Below are 393 nucleotides of genomic sequence, written 5' to 3'. Positions count from 1 at the left end.
GCGCTCACCCTCTCGTCCATCTGCGCCAGGAACCACAGCCGCTGCTGCGCAAAGGACAGTGCAAGCGCACCGTCACGATCAACCGGCGGGATCGCTGGCATTCTTGAAGTAGATTGCTTCAGTTTTTCGTTTTGAATGCGTTCGAGCAACCGCTCTTTATCTTGAGATGAAAGCGAATCAAATACAGTAGTCATCAATGCGCACCGTTAATATTTCTTGTGCAGAAGAGCGAGGAGTTCCGCCTCGTCAAACTGCTCAATTTGGATATCGATTATGTGTTCAGCAATGCGGGAAAACACGGGCCGCTCGAACAGCGCCGCAAGGCTCACCTCAACCCCGAGCCGCTCACGCAGCTGCGAGACGAGCCGCACGGCGAGCAGCGAATGGCCTCCA

At 55.0% G+C, this 393-nt stretch carries 2 protein-coding genes; both read right to left on the bottom strand.

Features of this window, described 5'->3' with window-relative positions:
- Positions 1-194: hypothetical protein (locus ACTJKP_RS27240; protein WP_440632883.1), on the bottom strand; the 194-nt coding region annotated here is incomplete at its 3' end.
- A 12-nt stretch (positions 195-206) separates the two neighbouring features.
- Positions 207-393: phosphopantetheine-binding protein (locus ACTJKP_RS27235; protein ID WP_440632882.1), on the bottom strand; the 187-nt coding region annotated here is incomplete at its 5' end.

The organism is Brucella sp. 22210 (genome assembly GCF_052045675.1).
GTDB lineage: Bacteria > Pseudomonadota > Alphaproteobacteria > Rhizobiales > Rhizobiaceae > Brucella.
This window is presented reverse-complemented; position numbering and strand designations above follow the sequence as displayed.